Here is a 16,287-nt window from a genome sequence, read left to right as displayed (position 1 = left end):
TTGGCTGAGCATTCCCCTATCCAGTAACACTTCGGCTGCAACTGGACGCATGCTCGGCAATGCCGGAACACTGTTTTCGATTCGATGGTGTCGAGTTGAAGCCGTCGGCACGTCTGCTGGAGGTCGACGGCCGCCCGGTGAGCTGTCCGCGGCTGGTGTTCGAATTGCTGCATCTGCTCTGCCTGCATCCCGGCGAGCTGCTCAAGCGCGATTGGCTGATCGAGCAATTGTGGCCCGGCGGTCAGGTGGTGGCCGATGAGTCACTGACCCAGGTGCTGTTCAAGCTGCGGGCCTTGCTCGGGCCGCGCGGCGATGCGGTGGCCACGGTGCGCGGGCAAGGCGTTCGACTGGATGCGAGCGTGATCCGCGTTGAGGTCGTTGCGGCACCCCAGCCCCTGGCAGTCGAGCCGCTCGCGGCATCGGAACCCATGGCGCCTGCGCCTGAACCATCGCCAGTACCTCCGGCGGTGTCAGCGCCATCGGCTCGTCGGCGTTTGTCGGTCGTGGCCACGCTGCTGGCGATCGCCCTGTTCACCGTCATCGCCTACGCTCTGTGGCCGGCGCCGAGGGTGCCCGACCCACCGAGCCTGCTGGACGACCCGGTCATCGGTATTGATCTGCGTCCTGCCGATCTGCACGCCAGCCACGAGCAGACCTTTGCCATCTTGCGCTCGGCATTGGCGGCAGATGCGCTGGGCGACCGTTCCCGGGCGCTGGCCCTGCTGCGTGCGGCGCACGATGGCGACGAGCAAAGTCCATATCCGGCGATCTGGTTGGCGCTGCTGAATACCGGAGGGCGCGCGGCGCCTGCCGCGATGGAATGGCTACGTCTGGCCGAGGAGCGTGCCAAGGGCATCAGTGATGCCCTGTTGTCCGCCTATCTCGCCCTGGCTCGAAACACGGTGGAGGACGATCGGACCGCCAACCGCGGCCAGCTGCGCGCATTGCTGGATCTGCGACCGCGCAGCTGGATGTTGCGGCAGGTTCTGGTGCGGCAGCTGCTGGTGGACGGCGAACTCGAAACCGCCCTGCTGGAAGCCCGGCGCATGGATTATGGGCAGCTGGGAACCCGGCGACTGGAAGATGCGCTGGGCAACCGTGCATCCCTGGGCGATGTGGATGCCGCACAGAAGATCTTCGATGCCATGACGATCTCCCGCTCCGACCCCGGTGCGCTGTCGGTGGCTGCCAGGCTGGCATACAGCGCCGGCAATTTTACCCTCGCCGAACAGCGCTTTGCCGAGTCGAACGCAGTCGCCCTGGCCGCAGGCCGTCGCGATCTGCAGGTATGGAACTCGATCATGCTGTCGCTGTTGGCCGCGATCGGCGTGACTACGACGGCGCACTGCGGATGCTGGAAACCGTGATCTCGCTTTATCACGACATCGGCGGTGGCGACGTCCATATACCGGGTGAGGTGCTGCTGATGCAGGCGCAATGGCTGGCGTTGGCCGGCGACGCCGATGCTGCCCGCGCCAAGTTGCTGCAGGCCGTACAGGATTCGCAGACCGAAGAACCCGATCTGCTGCTGACGATTGAACTGACCGGCCTGCGACTCACCGGGCAATCGCTGGTCAGCGCGCCGATCGAGGCCAAGTCGCGCAGCCAGCGCGGCGGGACGCATCTGCTGGAAGCGCGCCTGGCCTGGATCGCAGGCGACAAACCCAGAGCCGAACGCGCTCTGGACGCGGCGCTGGCGCTGGATCTGCCACCGACCGCCCAGTACGGGGAAGCGCTGCTGCTGGCCCGCGATCTGGGGCGGCCGATCACTGTTCCCGAACGCTTGCTCGATCCGCCCTTGCCCCTGGCTCGCTGGCCGGCCTATTTCGCCCTGCGCGCCTTACCAGGCCCAGGTGCGCAATCCAAGCAGGCCGGTGTGCCACAGCCATAGACTCAGTCCGGTCGCAGCCAGGCACAGCAGCACGGCGTAGCCATATTCCAGCGCTTGCCAGCGACCGCGCAGGTGGCCCCGCTGACGCCAGCAAGCGACCAGCCCTGCGCAGGCGATCAGCGCAAATGCGATCGTGCCCACGCAGATGCCCAGTGTGTGGACATTGACAGAAGTGACGGCCGACGCCGGCATGCGGGCAACGGTCAGGCCGGTGGTCAGCAGCGCACCGGTGGCCATCAGCGGCCACAGATGCAAGCGCTTGGTGCGGGCAGGATCGCGGCGTCGCCACAGCCAGATCGGCACCCACACGATGGCATACAGCAGGCTGCTGGCCAGCAGTACGAAGGCGGCGAAAATGGCGTATGCCGGAAGCGCCACGTTGAACCAGTTGCCTTTCTGCCAGTAGCCCAACCGATGGGCGATCACCGGCGTCTCGCCCTCGTCCGTCAACACGCCAATCGGAGTACGCGTGCCGGCGACCAGCAGTTGGCGTCCGTTGACGATGCGATAGTCGTAGCTGATCGGCAGCAGTGGATGCTTGAAGTGCATCTGCTCGCCGTCGATACGCACCTCCGCTGCGTTGAACAATCGCTCCACGCCCGCGAGAATCTGATTGCGTGGGGCTGCCAGCTGGTACCAGCCAGATCGTGATTCCAGCCCGGCCTCGGCAGGCGCGTACGTCGGCACTGGCCTTTCACCCGGGCCAAGTCGGTCCAGCAGCAGGGTCGCGATCTCCGCGAGCAGACTGCCGTCGAAGGCATTGGTCAGGATCACATAGCCCAGGCCATCCTCACGCGAATAGCTGAGTGTGGATCGATAGCCGGCGATGCCGCCGTCATGGCCGTTGAGGGCGATGCCCTTGCGCTCACGTCCGGTGTTTCCCAAACCGTAGCCCTGAGCGAGTCCCGCCACCCCGGCTGGCGTGGATTCGGATTGCTCCAGGCGGGCGAATGCGGCCGTACTGAGCAATGCCGGGCCATCCTGACCGGCGCTGGCGTACCAGCGCAACAGGCGCGCCATGTCGGCGGGTGTCGAGATCAATCCTCCTGCCGGGTAAATCGCCAGATCTTCGAAAGGCTCTGCCGATCGGTCGTCGGCGTAGCCCTGGGCCAGCGTGGCTGCGGCCTGCTCGGCTTGCCAGACCGTCTGCAGCATGCCCAATGGCTGGAGAATCCGCTCCGTCACATAGGCCCGGTAGTCCATTCCGCTGGATTTCTCCACCAGATAGGCAGCGACCCCGTAGCCCGGATTGTTGTAGGCAAAGCGGCTGCCCGGACGCCAACGCACCTGCAGCTCAGGCTGCAATCGGCGCAGTACGTCCTTCAAAGTCTGGTCCTCGGGGCGGGCATGGAAGTGGCTGAAGTGCATGTCGTCGAATCCGGCGCTGTGTTCCAGCAGATGCACCAGACGCACGGGATCGGTGGCGTCCCAGGGATTGTCGATGGGCAACTCCGGCGCCAACTCGGACACCGGTTGCTGCAGCCGCAACCGGCCAGCCTCGACCTGCTGCATGACCGCAATGGCGACCAACATCTTGCTGATCGAGCCGATGCGAAAATGCGTGTCCGCGTCCACCGGATGGCTGAAGCTGCGATCGCGCGCGCCGACGCCACCCACATGGACGATCCTTCCGTCCTTCCACAGCGCCAGTCCTACACCGGTGGCGGCGGACTCGGCCTGTTTCGCGCCGATGTCGCCGAGCAGGGTTTCGAAATCGTTGGTATGGGCCCGCGCCGCCGAGGCATGCAACAGCCCTGTCACAATCAAAGCGACGCTTGCGAGCCAGTGATTCTTGAACATGAATGACCCTTCGCCAGGGAAGGGCGCTTTCGGAAACGGCAGCGCCCCGGCAGCCGTGGCGCCAGATTGCGGTCGGGGTCGGTTGCCTGCCTGATCAGCTGCTTGCCGAATTCTGATCGGGACCCAGGGAACCGGGTCCAAGGCATTGAAATGGCAGCCAATAAACAGGAAACAAAGCAGCCGTTGGCAGCAGCTGCGAAAGCCTTCGGGAGTGAAATTCCGCACCAGCCGAACGGGCTGAACGCAGCGTGCGCGGGCGTTGGAGGCAGCATGATCCCAGGGCAACTCAACACGATCTGGGTTCCAGTCGGGCGGTTGCTCGGGCCTTCGGTCAACTTGACTGTCCCCTGCTTTGTCCGTGCCTTGACTCGCGCAGTGAATGAGGTTCGCCTGGCCGTGCTGCGTTCACGACTCTGCAGCTTCTCGTGGTTCATGAGATCGCTCACGAGCGGCGGCGGTGCGCCGCAAGCCCGCCGCCTGCGGCCGGGCCCGCATGACTTTAGCCACGCGCCGCGCCGTGCCACGGACTGACTGAATCGGCACTCCCTGGGTGGGAGTGCGAAATGACATCGATTTCACAGCTTGGCGGATGGGCTGCAGCCACGGCTGCGGCTTGCTATGTCTTCGGATTCGCCGTGCTCATCGGCGCGCTCAATCCCGGTGATACCAGCGCCTGGAGTCCATCCGACAAACTGGCCTTCGTGATGCAACATCAGGGCTGGTATCAAGCCTGGTTCATTGTCACCTACCAGTTGTGTGGTATCGCCCTCGTGGCACTCGCCTGGGCGTCACATCAACGCCTGCAAGCCATCGCGCCACGCTGGCTGGCGATTGCCACGGCGTTCGCCTTGATCTGGTCGGGCTTGGTGATCGCCAGTGGCATGCTGGGCAGCTTTGGTCTGGAGGCGACTGCGCGACTGCAAATGCGAGCGCCCGAACTGGCCCTGCCGGTGGCCGCCACACTCGGCATCGTCCAGGAAGCCCTCGGGGGCAGCATTGAGGTCGTTGGTGGCATCTGGACCCTGCTGCTCAGCTATGCCTTTCTCATCGCGGAGCGCAAGCGCTGGTTGGCGATCATCGGCCTGCCGACCGGGTTGGCCGGGCTCCTCACCCTGCTGCCGCCGCTGCGGGAACTGGCTGCGTTGTTCGGCCTGGGCCAGATCCTGTGGTTCTCATTGCTGGCCTGGACGCTATGGCGGGGAGACCCGGCACCCGTCAACACCCGCAACTCGTCTGCAGAGACGCTGCCAGTGCAGCCCTGAGCGCCAGTCAGATCCGAGGGGCACACGGCGCGCGGAGCGAACGCCGACACGCCCGGTTTCGCCGCCTTGTGACAGCGACATCAGCGGATGAGCGCGTCCAGGGTGGCGCGATGGCAACGGCTGCCCGCGCAAGTTGCACTCGCACGAGTCGAAACGTATCGAGGATCGGTCGCGCGTCATGTTGTCGCCGCCGGTCTCGCTCCGGAGGACTTTCTCCGCTTCGCGGGCCCACTCGACGGCGAACAGGCGTCAGCCTCGCAGGCATCCGATCGGATAACCGGGAAGTCCCGCGCCCTGAATGCCTCAAAGCCTGAACTGGCCGGTCGTCGGCGCGCGCCCACGAGCGTCCGCTCCCGATAACTCGACGACCACGCGCACCAAGGCAAACAGGGCCGAAAACGGGTCCTCCAACACTGGCGGCGGAGCCGGACAGCCGGCTTCCTTGACCAGGATCACGCGATCCGCGGGGTCACTCCCGAAGCAATTCATCGTGCAGGTCCATCCGCTCGAACAACAGGAAGAGTCGCCGCAGAACGGCCGGGTCCACGGATGTCCGATGCGCTCGCAGCAGCGCACGGATGTCTCCCAGATCCTGCGATCGCCGCGGATCATTGCACAATGCCTGCAACTTGAAGGCGATCAAGCCTTCGACGCCGATCACCTTGACCTCGCGCCCCAGCAGCCTGCGCGTTTCCGCTCTGGCCAGAGACTCGCGAGCGATCGGCCGATGCGCGTACAGCAAGTCCAGTCGCTCCGGACCGCGAACATAGTTGCCGGCGTCCTCGCTGCGATACAGGCATTCATGACCTTGCGCGAGCAGTCGATCGTGCAGCCGGGACGCGGCCTGCGCATCGACCAGGAAATCCACATCCAGAGTCGCCCGCACCACGCCATGCGCAGCCAGCGCCAGACCGCCAATCAGCGCCGCGGGCACCGCCTCAGCCTCCAGCGTCTCAAGCACTTCATCGAGTTGGCGTGCGAGATCGAGCAAGTCAGGGTGCCTGGCGGCCCACTGCCGCAAATGGAAACAGGATTCTATGCGCCAGAACCGGAACGAAGCGGACGATGTCGAGTCAGGTCGACGCCGTGCCCAATGGCGCCGTCCATCGTCGCAACGCCATCGGAGCCCGCTCCAGCACGCCTGCAGCCTGCACACCGTATTCTCTGCGCCGGCCGGCCCAATCCCGATTTGGCAGCTGGAGGTAGCAATGCCGAATTTGCTGTCTCGACTTGGTGCACTGTTCGTCACCGCGATTGCAGCGGCGGAAACCCCGGCCGGAACCCTCTCGGCCAGCGCGGTCCAGTCCGGGAGCTGGTCGAACCCAGCCACCTGGTCGGGCGCGCAGGTGCCCGTCAACGGCATGCCCGGTGTCGGCAATGTCTGGCACGCCTGAGCGAGTCCAGCCACCCCGGCTGGCGTGGATTCGGATTGCTCCAGGCGGGCGAATGCGGCCGGGCTGAGCAGTGCCGGGCCATCCTGACCGGCACGCCGACACGCCCGGTTTCGCCGCCATCTGACAGCGACATCAGCGGATGAGCGCGTCCAGGGTGGCGCGATGCCGACGGCTGCCGCCAACCTGGGTCCCGTCGCGCAGGATCACGACAAAGTCGCCGTTGAACATCGCTTGCAGCTCGCGCACGCGCCCGATGTTCACGATCGCCGAGCGCGACACGCGCGTGAACTGCTCAGGGTCGAGGCGGGACTCGAGACTGGTCAGGGTCTCGCGCAGGAGGTGGGCCTTCGCACCCACGTGGACTTCCGCGTAGTTGCCGGCGGCCTCGATGCGGTCCACGTCGTCGACGTCGATGAGTACGATGCGGCCGGGCGAGCGCACGGCCAGGCGGCGGGCCCAGCGCCGCTGACCCGCGCGGCCAAGTGCTTCGAGCGCGTCCGCGATCTGTCCGGCAAGGGCCTCGTCCCCGCGCCCGATCTCGCGTCGCGCGCGTTCGAGCGCGGCGCGGAATCGCACGCCGTCGATCGGCTTGAGCACATAGTCCAGCGCCTGGACGTCGAAGGCCCGGACGGCATGGGCGTCGTACGCAGTCACGAAGATCACGCGCGGCATGCGCGCCAGCCCGACAGCCTCGATCACGTCGAAGCCGCCCAATTCCGGCATCTGGATATCGAGGAACACCAGGTCCGGCCGCAGTTCCGGGATCGCCTCGATCGCAGCGCCGCCGCCGCTGCACTCGCCCACGATCTCGATATCGCTCTCAGTGGCAAGTCGCTGCCGGATGCCGCGCCTGGCCGCGGGCTCATCGTCAACGATCAGCACCCGCATGGTCATGAAGGTGTCCCCGTGCGCAGCGGAATGGACATCTCGGCCAGCGTACCTCCGCCGGGCGCGGGGCCGATGCGGAACACGCAGCGGTCGCCGTAGAGCAGATCCAGGCGGGCACGGGTGTTGGACAGGCCGACGCCATCGACGGCCGCGGGCGTGATGCCCGGCCCGTCGTCGTACACCGAAAGGCGCAAGGCTCCGTCGTGCGCGGCGCCCGTGATCTCGACCCGACCCGATTCGGCGCGGGCGCCGAGGCCATGACGGATCGCGTTCTCGACCAGCGGCTGCAGGATCAGGCTGGGCACGCGCGCATCGAGCAGCGCACCATCCACTTCGACCCGGTAAGCCATGCGGTCGGCGAAGCGGGCCTGCTCGACCGCGAGGTAGGCCTCGGCGAGCGCCAGTTCCTCGCGCAGAGGGATCTCGATCGCCTCCCCGACCTGCAGCGCGCGCCGCAGCAGGACGCTCAGTTGCACCAGCACGCGGTCGGCCGCCTCGACGTCCTCGCGCATCAGCACGGCGACGGTGTTCAGCGCGTTGAACAGGAAATGCGGCTCGAGCTGCGCGCGCAACGCGACCAGCCGGGCGTCCGCAAGCTGCGATTCCAGGCGGGCCTGGCGCACCTGGTGTTCCGCGGCCCGGCGCGCCGCGCGCAGCGCGTGCGCAGCGCCCACCAGCAACCAGTACACGGGCAGGTTCAGCAGGAAGGTCGTCGCCAGCAGGCGCGAGAAGGTCGCCGCCCATGTCGGGCCGGCGCTGATCGCGCCCACCAACGGCGCGACGGCTGCGAACAGCGCCAGGTTGAGCGCGGCGAGCGCGCCCCCGGAAACCGCATGCACCGCTGCGGCCTGCCAGCGGCGCGGAAGCACGATCGGAAAGCGCGTCGCCAGTGCCAGTGCCAGCGGCGTCAACAGCGCCCATGCGTAGGCCCATGCAAGCCAGATCGCGAGCGTGCGGCCCCACGCGATCGGTTCGCCGCGGACGGCGCCGGCGAACCATGCCTGGGTGGCGAGCAGCAAGCCCGCCAACGACCAGGCGCCGATCACCGCTGCGAAGCCGGCCAATCGGCCCTGGGGGATTCCGGGTATGCGCATGCCGGGATGCTACTGCGCTGGCGCAGCGCCGGTCGCGGCCACCGGTGCGGGGAACAGCCCCAGTTGCTTCAGCAGACCCAGCGAGTCCCCCGACGTCCACTCCTCGGCGATGGCGCCGTCCGCCATGCGGAACACGGTGGTGCCACTGATCTTCACCGGCTTGCCGGTCGCCGGAATGCCGTTGCCTGCCCCGGTGTTGGTCCCGCGGGCAGTCCAGCGCACCGAGACGAGGTCCCCTTCCGCCAGGATCAGGTCGACCTTGACGTTAAGGTCCGGAAACGCAAGGCGCCAGCCCTTCGCCTCCGCGATGCCGTCGGCATGGCGGAAGGTCGTGTCGCCACCGTGGCCGACGAAGTCCTGCGTGTACGGCACCTCGAACACTCCCCGGCTCAGTCCTTCCTCATACACGCGCCGCGCCACCGCCTTGTTGCGCTCGAGTTCGGCAAATCCGGCGCGCGCCTCCCGGGATCCCGCGTGCGCCCGTGCAACAGGACAGTCGTACAGCGACGTCAAGGCGACGCCCAAGGCGAATGCCGCAATTCGAAACTGCATGTCAGATGCTCCTTGCGCGGGCGGATTGCCCGCGGCAGGCACCGTAGGCATCGTGCGCTGGCGCTGCGAGGGAAAAGTGACGGGTCGACGCGAAGGCGGGACCAGCTGTATCGCGAACGGGATGGGTCAGCGCATGCCAGAGAGCGTCGCCGATGGCGAATGTCGTCGGCGATTTCGGCAGGAGCACGCGCAAGTTGTACTCGCAAGAGACAAGCACGCCGGCAGGGGCAACCGGAACTCTCACCGAACATGCGCCAAGGTGTTGAATTTCAAACATTTTCAGCCGTGCGAAACGACCCCTGGTTGAGTAAGCAAAGGACAAGGGACGCAAAGACGCGCCGGGATACCCCAGCGCTGTATCTTCTTTTTTTTTTCTCTCCCCCCCCCCCCCCCCCTCCCCCCAAAACACAGTCCGCGAGCTTGCGAGAGTCACGGTTCGATGCGCGAACAAGCGCACCGGCCAGGGGCGACCGGGACTCTCACCGAACATGATTTAAAGTTCTGAAATACGAGACATTTTCCGCAAAGGACGCAAAGGACGCAAAGGACGCAAAGGACGCAAAGGACGCAAAGTAGAGCCAAATCCATAGGCGGATGCGGGTGCATGGCGACTCTGCGCAACCCAAGACGCTCTTGCCTTCTTGGCGTCCTTTGCGTCCTTTGCGGACAAAAAGAGGCACCGGTCCGCAACAGTTCGACGCGCGAATAAGCACGCCGGCAGGGGCAACCGGAACTCTCACCAGGTCTCTCGCGATTCGAAAGTCGGTTGCCTGGACGATGGACGCGGCCTCGCGAATCCCGATTCCGGCCTTGCGAGACCGGTCGCCGATGTCGAGTCAGGTCGACGCCGTGCCCAATGGCGCGCCGTCCATGGTCGCAACGCCATCGAAGCCCGCTCCAGATTCACGCCTGCAGCCTGCACGGCGTATTCTCTGCAACGGCCGGCCCAATCCCGATTTGGCAGCTGGAGGTAGCAATGCCGAATTTGCTGTCTCGACTTGGTGCATTGTTCGTCACCGCGATTGCAGCGGCGGAAACCCCGGCCGGAACCCTCTCGGCCAGCGCGGTCCAGTCCGGGAGCTGGTCGAACCCAGCCACCTGGTCGGGCGCGCAGGTGCCCGTCAACGGCATGCCCGGTGCCGGCAATGTCTGGCACGTCCTGATCGAAGAGAACATCAGTGTCGCCAACGACCTGACCACGACGATCGATCGCCTGACCCTGCGCGGCGACGGCGGCGGCACGCCGATCCTTGGCAACGCAACGCGCGACATCGGCATCGCCGACCAGTTCCTCTGGCAGCGAGGCGCGGTCGGCCCGGCTGGGTTTGGTCGCCTGCGCATCCTCGACGGCGCTACCGGAATGCTCGCCACCAGCAGCACCAAGATCCTGCGCCAGGACCTCGCAGTCGAAGGCATGCTGCAACTCGACGAGGGCGCACTGGCCGGCACCAGCGCTGGCCGGATACTCAATCTCGCGGGGGGCGAAATCGAATACGCGCCAGGGTTCTCGATGACGCTGACAGGGCTGGTGCGCAACGAAGCGGGCAGCCAGTTCCATGCGCTTCCTGGCGCCATGGCCGCAGCGAATGACATCGCCTGGATGTTCGACAGCGAAGCCGGCTCGATGGTTCGAATCGACCATCCGACCCGTTTCAATGGTGGCGGCGTCCATTCCGGAGACTGGACCGTTGCCGCCGACACGATGCTCGAGTTCGGCGGCACCGAAACCCACGTATTCAGGCCGGAATCGCTGCTTGCTCCGGTCTTGCACCTGCGCAAGGCCGGGTCGGGCACACTGAACGTGCCAGCGACCTCGGCGCTGCAGCAGATCGGCGTCCTCGAAGTGACCGGCGGCAACCTGCGCTTCGATCGGGACGTGGTCATCACCAGCGGCGAGATCAGCAACAGCCGGGTCGATGCACAGGCCCAGGCAGAGTTCGAATCGCTCGAACTGGCGATGGTCAACACGCAACTGGAGGGCAACGGCCGCTTCTTCTTTCCGACCAGCAGCATGCTCGACGTTTCCGGCAGCAACATCGTGAACGCAACGATCGACATCGCCGGCGCGGCCACGGTGGCCAACGGCAGTTCGATCTTCATGGGAACCAACGGAGCGATCAACCTGCAGTCAGGCGCATCGCTCGAACTCAACGGGCAGGTTGTGGTCGATTCGACCGGCCCCCTGCCTCCCGAGCCGCCGTGGACCTTCGAAGCGATCGAGCAGGACTCGATCATGTTCAACAACTTCTCCGACGTCGCCGTTCTGGTCAAGGCCACGGCCTTCGCGGGGCCGCGGCGAAGCGCGGGCCCGACGGCGCGGGCGCGCATCGTGCTGACATCGAGCCAGGTCCGTTTCGCCGAGATCATCGGCGGGCCGTTCGCCTTCGAGATCGATTCCGCCAGTACCCTGCGGCTGGGCATCACAACCGCTGTGTCGGCGTCTTCGCAGTTGTCCGGCGACGGCGTCGTCCGCCAGCATGCGTCGGGCGCCCCGCTGATCTGGCCCGGCGCGATCGACCCGCGCGGCGACGCCGGTGGCACGGCCGCGCTGCAGGTCGACTCGGGCCTGGAACTGGCAAGCAGCAGCCAGTTGCTGTTGCACCTGGGCAGTAGCAGCGACCGCATCGACGTTGCCGGCGACCTGCGCCTGGACGGCGAACTTGTCGTCGAATCGGCCGGCGGATTCGATGCCGGCAGCTACCTCCTGGTCGACTACGATGGCACCTTGGTGGATGCAGGGCTCGCGCTGGCAGCTGCGCCAGCCGGCTTCGACTACCAGGTCGTCATCGATACCGGCGCGAGCCAGGTGCGCCTTGAGGTGTCGCCCTCAGACGCCTTGCTCGCGGACGGCTTCGAGTCTCAGTCCCGACTGCCCTTGCCTTGAGTACCTCCCGCGGCGCGCGTTGGCTGTAACATCGATGCTCCCGATTCGTACCAATCCTCATCGCCGATGGACCGGCGATGCGAAAAGCGTTCGGACAAGGTCCGAACCCACAGATGCCGCGAGCTTGCAGTGCGTGGGTTTGGACCTTGTCCAAACGCTGTTGCTCTTGGTGCGCTCCCGCGATGAGGATTGGTACGATTCAGGTCGATGCTTGTCCTCGCTTTTGCCTCCAGGAGCGTCGCATCAGGCTCTTGGAGGGCCGCCGTCCCCGGCGGCCGCCCTGGCTGTGGCAGGCACGATGCAGAAGCGGCGGCCGCGACGGCCGCCCGCCAAGAGCGCCACCGGCCGAGCCATGGCTTCTGCCACTCGACTGCCCTGCAATGCAGGCTCATGTTGTCATCCTTGAAAGCACCGCGGTCCCCGACCGCCCTCGCAAGACCATGCCAACACCGCGTGTCCCGCGTCGCTTCGCGATTCCCCAGCAATCCTGGCGCCTCCCAGGCGGCTTGACGCTGGAGGTGTATCAGCCTGATGGCGCAGACCGACTGCACGCCCACACCCACCCGGGGCATTGCATCAACATCGTCCTCGATGGAACGTTGCTGGAGACGCGCGCGGAGGCTACTTTCGAGCTGCGCACGGGCAGCATCAGCCTGTTACCCGCCGAGATGCCCCATGCGATCGGCATTCGCGGTCGCTGTGCACGCGTGGTGCACCTCGAATTCGGTGCCGAGTTCCTGATGCGGTTGCCGCAGCGCTGGCAGGTCATACGCGATGTACCACCGTTGCTCGACGACGCCACGCGCGTGCTCAGCGAGCGTTTCCGCGCCGAGTTGCGGCAAGCCGACAGTCTGTCGCCACTGGCATTCGAAGTGCTCGCCAGCGAAGCGCTGGTGCAACTGCTGCGGGCTGGCGAGCAGGCGCCCGTGCAGATCCCGGAAAGGCTGCGCAAGCTGCAGGAGCACCTTGCGGCGAACCCGACGCAACCCTCCCAGATCGGCGCACTCGCGCAAACGATCGGCGTCTCGACACGTGCGCTCTCTCAGTTGTTTCGCCGGCATTACGGGCAAACCCTGGCCGATCACCTCATCGGGCTGCGCATGCGCGCCGCGTGCAGCGCGCTGATCGACAGCGACCGGCCACTCGGCCTGATCGCCGACGAGCTCGGTTTCGCCGACCACAGCCATTTCTCGCGGATGTTCAAACGCCATATGGGCGAGACACCCGGTCACTATCGCCAGCGCCGCAAAGGAGCGACGCTTTAGCCGGTTGGTCGGCCATGGCCGCATTGGCTTCGGCAGGGCGCGGCGCCTTCCGGGAGCCACGTCGCGGCGCACATCGGGTCGCCCGTCGGCGCGGACGGGATGCACAAGTCCCCGGCCATGGCTGCAAGCTCATGACCTGTGACCGATGCCGAACCGTTCCAATCGACGACCGCAAGTTCCAGGCGTTGACGCACGAGCACGCCAGCATTGCACGGGTCGTCCCTGGCCATTCGATCCCATGCGCGCTGCCCTGATTCTTGGTCTCAATCTGTCGCTGACGGCGCTGACCGCCAACGCGCAGAGCGTCCCCGTCATCGATGGTCAGATCGCCTCGGGCGAGTGGGCCGATGCGCGCGAAGTCAGCGAATTTCTGTTGATCGAGCCGCGCACGCGGCAGCCGCTGCCGTACGCCACGCGCGCGTGGATCAAGGCGACCGAGCACGGCCTTGCGGTGGCCGTCGATTGCCTGCAGCCGCCGGAGATCGCACGCACCCGCGACCAGAGCGCGCGTGATCAGTCGGGCCCGGTTGACCGGGTCTCGGTGAGTGTCGACTACGAGGGCGCCGGCCGCAGCGCGCTGGCGTTCACCGTGACACTGGGCGGCAGCGTGCTCGATGGCACGGTGGTCAACGAGAACCAGTATTCGACCGACTGGAACGGCAACTGGCGGCACGCGGTCAGCGAGCGCGCCGACGGCTGGTCGGCCGAATTCCTGCTGCCGTGGCATCTGGCGCCGATGCCACCGCCGGTCGATGGCAAGCGTCAACTCGGCATCGCCATTTCGCGCGTGGTCGGCAGCACCGGCGAGCGCGTCGCCTGGCCGCCGGTGCACCTGAGCGAGCCGCGCTTTCTCTCGGCGCTCGCCCCGCTCGAAGTGGCCGCCTTCAGCCAGAAACTGTTGGCATTCACGCCTTATCTGGTGGGCCTGCGCGATATCGCCCAGGGCCACAGCGACAGCGATGCCGGCCTGGATGTGTTCTGGAAACCGAACAACGCGTTGCAGCTCTCGGCAACGATCAACCCGGACTTCGGCCAGGTCGAAAGCGATCAGCTGGTGGTGAATTTCGGCGCAGTGGAGACCTTCTTCAGCGATCGACGACCATTCTTCACCGAAAACCAGAGTCTGTTCGATCTGCCCTTCGGCATCTCCAACTCGCGGCTGCTGTATACGCGGCGCGTCGGCGGACCGGCTGACGATGGCAGCGGCGCCGGGGATGTCGGCGCGGCGGTCAAGTTGAATGGCAGCGTCGACCGCTGGCAGTACGGCGTGTTTGCCGCTGACGAAACCGATGAAGCCGGCCGCAGCTTTCTGGCCGCGCGCACGGTCGCAGACCTTGGCGCACATGATCTCGGTTTCATGCTCACCGACGTGGACCGACCGTTGTTCGATCGCCGCGCGCGCACCGGTGCCATCGATCATCGCTGGACCCGCGGCGAGTCGCTGTCGCTGGCGACCACGGTCGTCGGCTCGGACATCGATCAGGATGGTCTGCGCGATAGCGCGTTTGGCGCGCAGTCGCGTTTCGACCAGCGATTCTCCGACCGCTATCGCCAGCAGATCTATGTCCTGCACATGGACGACGGTCTGGACCTCAACGACTTCGGCTACCTCGACCGCGACGATCTTGACTACCTGCGCTACGAGTTCGGCGTGCGTACCACCGAGTTCGCGGAAGGTTCGAGTACCACCTCGGTCGACAACCGCTTCGCGACCAGCACGCGCCGCAACACCGATGGCATGAAACTGTTCGACGCGGCAGCGTGGTACCGCTACCAGACCTTCAACGATGGCAGCAGCTTCTACCACGAGGTGACCTGGCTCAGCCCGACCAACGAGGACTTGATCCTGCGTGGCAACGGCGTGGTGCGCCTGCCACAGCGCTACATCGCCTACGCCGAGCGCTATCGACCGCGCAAAGGCAACTGGGCTGTCGGCTACAGCGCGAGCGCCCAGAACGAAGGGCTCGACGGCATGCAGCACAGCGCCGTTGCATTGAGTTTTTTCCCGACCTATTTCTTCAGCGACACGCTGTCGCTGTCGCCATTCGTGCAATGGCGGCATTCACCAGACTGGCTGCTCTGGCGCGGGGGCCAGCGTGTCGCCAGCTTCGAGGCACGCCAGCTCAGTTTCAATGCCGATCTCAACTGGATCATTTCCGAGCGCAGCGAACTGCGGATCAAGCTCGAAACCATTGCGCTTCGTGCCCGCGCGCGTGAGAGCTATCTGGTCGGCGCCGATCGCGTGGCGCGCCCGGCAGACACTCTCGACCGCGATTTTTCCCTGAGCAATCTCGGTTTCCAGATCCGCTACCGCTACGGGCTGGCGCCACTGTCCGACCTCTACCTGGTCTACAGCCGCGGCGGCCTGAATTTCGACCAGCGCCTCGACAGCGTGGGCACGCTGTTCAACGATGCGCTCGGCATCGACGACGACCAGCAGTTCCTCATCAAGCTGAGCTATCGCGTCGAGGTGTAGGGGGAAGCGAGGACACGGGGAAGCGAGGACACGCGGCGAAGCGCGGGGATCCGAGGACACGCGCAAATCTGCAGATTTTGGACGCGCTCATCAGAGTTTAGGAGCCGGCGCATGCAGGCGCAGGATCGGCTGCGCGTTTACGACGCGCGCGAACAGCCTGCCGGTTGCGGCTGCACGGGTGGCTGCTCAGCGGTCCGAGCAGGAGGTAGACACGCTCGGTGGGAGTCATCATCGATTCCTCGTCAAACCTGGCGGCCATCGCTGCGCGCCATGTTTGCGCGGAGTTTCGCGATGCCTGTTGGCACCTTCGCAAGATGCGCGGGTGCGATTGCGGACAGCGGATTCGAGTTTCGCGAGACCTTCGACCGGTTCTCGCGACCCGGAAAACCGCTTTCGCGACACATCGCGACGCCACTGCTGAAAGTCGAATCCGGTTTCGCGAGACCGCCGACAAGGTCTCACGAGACTCGCAAGTCGGTTCGCGAGACGACCGACGCGGCGTCGCGAAACCAAACTCCGGCGTCGCGAGACCAGATTTCGCTGTCGCGAGACCAGATTCCGGCGTCGCGAGACCCGATTCCGGCGTCACGCTACCGGCCAGCCGTAAGCAGTCAGGTCGACTTCGGTGTCGCAAGGCCGGAGGGACTGCTCGTGACCGACCTCTCGGCGCTGCGGACTCCCGAGGCGCTGCGGCTTGTCGGACTCAGGCGCCACGCGACGCGCTCCAGTGCGGTCTCCCGAAGCGCCTGTAATCGAGGTCGCCGCGCCCGGTAGGGATCGC

The 16,287-nt window shown here is 65.9% G+C and carries 12 protein-coding genes; 7 read left to right on the top strand and 5 right to left on the bottom strand.

What is annotated here, in order from left to right; all coding sequences use genetic code 11:
- The first annotated feature begins 95 nt into the window (after positions 1 to 95).
- The gene (locus IPK27_19110; GenBank protein MBK8069648.1) at positions 96 to 1,367 is read left to right on the top strand and encodes a winged helix-turn-helix domain-containing protein; all 1,272 of its coding nucleotides are present in this window, start codon (positions 96 to 98) and stop codon (positions 1,365 to 1,367) included.
- Positions 1,352 to 1,891 (top strand): hypothetical protein, encoded by a 540-nt coding sequence (locus tag IPK27_19105; GenBank protein MBK8069647.1) that lies wholly within the window; start codon positions 1,352 to 1,354, stop codon positions 1,889 to 1,891. The genes IPK27_19110 and IPK27_19105 overlap by 16 nt, the downstream gene beginning before the upstream one ends.
- Here the strand turns inward: IPK27_19105 and IPK27_19100 are convergent.
- Positions 1,841 to 3,652 (bottom strand): beta-lactamase family protein, encoded by a 1,812-nt coding sequence (locus tag IPK27_19100; protein ID MBK8069646.1) that lies wholly within the window; start codon positions 3,650 to 3,652, stop codon positions 1,841 to 1,843. The genes IPK27_19105 and IPK27_19100 overlap by 51 nt on opposite strands.
- Before the next feature lie 674 nt (positions 3,653 to 4,326).
- Between IPK27_19100 and IPK27_19095 the strand changes: the two genes are divergently transcribed.
- Complete coding sequence (locus IPK27_19095; protein ID MBK8069645.1) at positions 4,327 to 4,953, top strand: hypothetical protein; 627 nt, start codon at positions 4,327 to 4,329, stop codon at positions 4,951 to 4,953.
- 469 nt (positions 4,954 to 5,422) lie between these two features.
- On the opposite strand, the gene IPK27_19090 is transcribed toward IPK27_19095, so the two are convergent.
- Positions 5,423 to 5,887 (bottom strand): hypothetical protein, encoded by a 465-nt coding sequence (locus IPK27_19090; protein MBK8069644.1) that lies wholly within the window; start codon positions 5,885 to 5,887, stop codon positions 5,423 to 5,425.
- Between the two features lie 274 nt (positions 5,888 to 6,161).
- Between IPK27_19090 and IPK27_19085 the strand changes: the two genes are divergently transcribed.
- Positions 6,162 to 6,347: a hypothetical protein gene (locus IPK27_19085; protein MBK8069643.1), complete on the top strand. Its 186-nt coding sequence runs from the start codon at positions 6,162 to 6,164 to the stop codon at positions 6,345 to 6,347.
- A 132-nt stretch (positions 6,348 to 6,479) separates the two neighbouring features.
- Here the strand turns inward: IPK27_19085 and IPK27_19080 are convergent, their stop codons facing one another.
- The 3 genes from IPK27_19080 to IPK27_19070 are packed head-to-tail and all read right to left on the bottom strand — an operon-like array spanning position 6,480 to position 8,881.
- Positions 6,480 to 7,241 carry a response regulator transcription factor gene (locus IPK27_19080; GenBank protein ID MBK8069642.1) on the bottom strand — a complete coding sequence of 254 codons (762 nt, stop codon included), beginning with the start codon at positions 7,239 to 7,241 and terminating at the stop codon, positions 6,480 to 6,482.
- Positions 7,238 to 8,329: a histidine kinase gene (locus IPK27_19075; GenBank protein ID MBK8069641.1), complete on the bottom strand. Its 1,092-nt coding sequence runs from the start codon at positions 8,327 to 8,329 to the stop codon at positions 7,238 to 7,240. Before IPK27_19075 ends, IPK27_19080 begins: the two co-directional genes overlap by 4 nt.
- 9 nt (positions 8,330 to 8,338) lie before the next feature.
- Positions 8,339 to 8,881, bottom strand: coding sequence for an ester cyclase (locus IPK27_19070; protein ID MBK8069640.1), 543 nt, complete (start codon positions 8,879 to 8,881; stop codon positions 8,339 to 8,341).
- A 976-nt stretch (positions 8,882 to 9,857) separates the two neighbouring features.
- Here IPK27_19070 and IPK27_19065 point away from each other — a divergent pair.
- The 3 genes from IPK27_19065 to IPK27_19055 all read left to right on the top strand — a co-directional run bounded on the left by IPK27_19065 (position 9,858) and on the right by IPK27_19055 (position 15,506).
- Positions 9,858 to 11,765, top strand: a complete 1,908-nt coding sequence (locus IPK27_19065; GenBank protein ID MBK8069639.1) for a hypothetical protein — start codon at positions 9,858 to 9,860, stop codon at positions 11,763 to 11,765.
- 506 nt (positions 11,766 to 12,271) lie between these two features.
- Positions 12,272 to 13,030, top strand: coding sequence for a helix-turn-helix transcriptional regulator (locus tag IPK27_19060; GenBank protein ID MBK8069638.1), 759 nt, complete (start codon positions 12,272 to 12,274; stop codon positions 13,028 to 13,030).
- Between the two features lie 238 nt (positions 13,031 to 13,268).
- On the top strand, positions 13,269 to 15,506 hold the full coding sequence (locus IPK27_19055) for a hypothetical protein (GenBank protein ID MBK8069637.1): 2,238 nt from the start codon (positions 13,269 to 13,271) through the stop codon (positions 15,504 to 15,506).
- The last annotated feature ends 781 nt before the right edge of the window (positions 15,507 to 16,287 follow it).

Source organism: Rhodanobacteraceae bacterium (genome assembly GCA_016713135.1).
Classification (GTDB): Bacteria; Pseudomonadota; Gammaproteobacteria; order Xanthomonadales; family SZUA-5; genus JADKFD01.
The sequence above is the reverse complement of the archived record's forward strand: the minus strand, read 5'-3'. Positions and strand labels throughout refer to the sequence as shown.

Excerpts from the sequence above, each read along its gene's own strand:
- IPK27_19105 (MBK8069647.1), top strand. The coding sequence starts at position 1,352 with ATGCTGGAAACCGTGATCTCGCTTTATCACGACATCGGCGGTGGCGAC.
- IPK27_19085 (MBK8069643.1), top strand. The coding sequence starts at position 6,162 with ATGCCGAATTTGCTGTCTCGACTTGGTGCACTGTTCGTCACCGCGATT.
- IPK27_19080 (MBK8069642.1), bottom strand. The coding sequence starts at position 7,241 with ATGACCATGCGGGTGCTGATCGTTGACGATGAGCCCGCGGCCAGGCGC.
- IPK27_19075 (MBK8069641.1), bottom strand. The coding sequence starts at position 8,329 with ATGCGCATACCCGGAATCCCCCAGGGCCGATTGGCCGGCTTCGCAGCG.
- IPK27_19070 (MBK8069640.1), bottom strand. The coding sequence starts at position 8,881 with ATGCAGTTTCGAATTGCGGCATTCGCCTTGGGCGTCGCCTTGACGTCG.
- IPK27_19065 (MBK8069639.1), top strand. The coding sequence starts at position 9,858 with ATGCCGAATTTGCTGTCTCGACTTGGTGCATTGTTCGTCACCGCGATT.
- IPK27_19055 (MBK8069637.1), top strand. The coding sequence starts at position 13,269 with ATGCGCGCTGCCCTGATTCTTGGTCTCAATCTGTCGCTGACGGCGCTG.